Below are 2,453 nucleotides of genomic sequence, written 5' to 3' on the forward strand. Positions count from 1 at the left end.
ACGATGGTGCGCGCACCGATCCGTTCGACAAAGGTCACCGGCATTGCGAGGCCCTGCCCATTCTGCACCAACGTCGCCTGTTCAGGCCGGAATCCGTAAAGCACCTCGCCGCGCGCACCACGCATGGCCGCTGCGAGTTCGCCCGGCAGCGGCGGCGTGACGCCCAGCGGTCCGAGATCGACGACCAGTCCGCGGTCGCTCTCCGCTGGCCTGCCTTTGAGCAGGTTCATGCCCGGCGCACCGATAAAGCGGGCGACGAAGACATTGGCCGGATCGTTGTAGACCTCGAGCGGCGTGCCGACCTGCTGCAGCACGCCATGATCCATGACCGCGATGCGGTCGGCCATGGTCATCGCCTCAAGCTGATCGTGGGTGACATAGACCATGGTCTGGCGGAACTGCCGCTGCAGCTGCTTCAGTTCGGTGCGCATGACGGCCCGGAAAGCGGCGTCGACATTGGACAGCGGCTCGTCGAGCAGGAAGATCGCCGGCTCCATGATCGCCGAGCGGCCGATCGCCACCCGCTGCAAGATGTTGACCGACAGCCTGTCGGCCTTGCGGTCGAGCAGCGGCGTCAGCTGCAGCATCTCAGCGATAGCGCCGACACGGCGGTCGATCTCGGCTTTGGCAGCCCCTCGCATTTTTGGTCCATAGGCAAGGTTCTGGCGCACCGTCATATGCGTGAAGATGGCGTAGTTCTGGAAGACGAAGCCGACGCCGCGCCGGCCCATCGGCACGCCGGCCATGTCGCGCTCGCCAAACAGGATCTTGCCGCCGGTCGGCTCTTCCATGCCGGCGATCATGTTCATCGTCGTCGACTTGCCGCAGCCCGACGGGCCGAGCAGCGCCATGAACTCGCCGTCTGATATTGCCAGGTCCATGGTCTTGAGCGCGGTAAAGTCGCCGAATTTCTTGACCAGGTTCTGCAAGTGGATCGCGCTCATGCCGTTACCTCGCGTGCCCGCGCCATGCGCTTCATGGCAAACACCGCGACGATCGACAGCACGACCAGAATGGCCAGCGCGATCGCCGCCACATAGCCCCAGATCAAATCCTGAGTGGTGAGCTTGTAGATGTAGACCGAGATGGTTTCGGTGGCGACGCCTGGACCGCCGCCGGTCATGATGTAGAGCGTGTCGAAGATCTTGAAGTTCTCGATCACCCGGATCGCCAGCGCGATGATGATGATCGTCTTCATCTTCGGCAGCACGATGGTGACGAAGCGCTGCCAGGGATTGGCGCCGAGCAGCGTCGCCGCCTTGATCTGATCCTCCGGCACGCCGACCAGACCGGCAAGCAGGATGAGGAACATCAGCGGCGTCCACTGCCAGATGTCGGCGACCATCACCGCGATCAGCGCCAGAGTCGGATCCGACAGCCAGGCGATGGTGACGGGAGATCCGGTGAGCGCCGACAAGATGTCGTTCACCGGCCCTCTCGACTGGAACAGCATGAAGAACATGTAGCCGGCCACCGCCGGCACCACCATCATCGGCATCAGCAGGATCGAATAGAAGGCGCGCTTGCCCGGGAAATCGTCGGCAAACAGCGTCGCCAGCGCCAGCCCAAGCAGGAATTCCGCCGGCACGCAGACGATCATGACGATGGCCGTACGCTTCAGCGCGCTCCAGAAGCGCGCGTCGGCGGCGAGATCGGTGTAGTTGGCAAAGCTGTTCCACATCGACCAGGCGTTCCACCAGCCGGTGCCCGACAGCGGCGACCAGTCAGTGACGCTGATGTAGAGCTGCATCAACAGCGGGAAGGCCGAGATGAACAGCACCAGGATCTGCGCAGGCAATGTCAGGCGAAAACCCAGCCTTGCGCCCTCATCGCGCGAAACCGGCTTTGCTCCGACGGCTGTCATCTCATCCTTGGACGTCATGGCAGTCACCGCGCTCATTGCTTGAGCGCCCCGAACGTCAACCCGCGCACCAGATGGCGTTGGATGGCGATGCCCATGATGACCGGCGGCACGGCCGCGATCAGGCCAAGCGCCGCCTTGGCGCCATAGAGCTGCCCGGTCATCGAGGAGGATAGCGAGGCCATGTAGACCGGGATGGTCACCCATTCGCGCGTCGTCAGAAGCAGCGCGATCAGATAGTCTGACCAGTTGAGGATGAAGACGAAGAGCGCGGCACTGGCGAGCGGCGCGCGCATCATCGGCAGCGTGATGCGGGTGAAGACGCGCAGCCGCGAACAGCCTTCGACAAGCGCTGCCTCCTCGATCTCGCGCGGCATGTCGTCGAAGAAGGTCTTCATCAGCCAGAAGGCGAACGGCAAGGTGACGATGCCGTAGATCAGCGCCAGGCCCCACCAGCTGTCGGTGAAGTTGAGGAAAGCCCACATGATCATCACCGGGATCATGACCGCCATCGGCGGAAAGATCCTGAGCTGGATCAGCGCCAGCGGCAGGTTCTGGCCGGAGCCGAAACGCGACAGCCCATAAGCCGCGG

General features: G+C 63.4%; 3 protein-coding genes. All 3 read right to left on the reverse strand.

Annotated elements, in window-relative coordinates; all coding sequences use genetic code 11:
* Nucleotides 1–944: ABC transporter ATP-binding protein (locus EN893_RS05710; protein ID WP_245490802.1), on the reverse strand; the 944-nt coding region annotated here is incomplete at its 3' end.
* Nucleotides 941–1,900 carry a sugar ABC transporter permease gene (locus tag EN893_RS05715; RefSeq protein WP_127270896.1) on the reverse strand — a complete coding sequence of 320 codons (960 nt, stop codon included), beginning with the start codon at nucleotides 1,898–1,900 and terminating at the stop codon, nucleotides 941–943. The genes EN893_RS05715 and EN893_RS05710, both read right to left, overlap by 4 nt.
* The coding region (locus EN893_RS05720) for a carbohydrate ABC transporter permease (protein WP_164900728.1) at nucleotides 1,897–2,453 on the reverse strand (557 nt) is incomplete at its 5' end. The genes EN893_RS05715 and EN893_RS05720, both read right to left, overlap by 4 nt.

Origin of the sequence: Mesorhizobium sp. M7A.F.Ca.CA.004.04.2.1 (assembly GCF_004022825.1) — a bacterium.
Taxonomy (GTDB): domain Bacteria; phylum Pseudomonadota; class Alphaproteobacteria; order Rhizobiales; family Rhizobiaceae; genus Mesorhizobium.

Bases quoted from the DNA above. Each gene is read 5' to 3' on its own strand.
- EN893_RS05715 (WP_127270896.1), bottom strand. From the start codon at position 1,900: ATGAGCGCGGTGACTGCCATGACGTCCAAGGATGAGATGACAGCCGTC.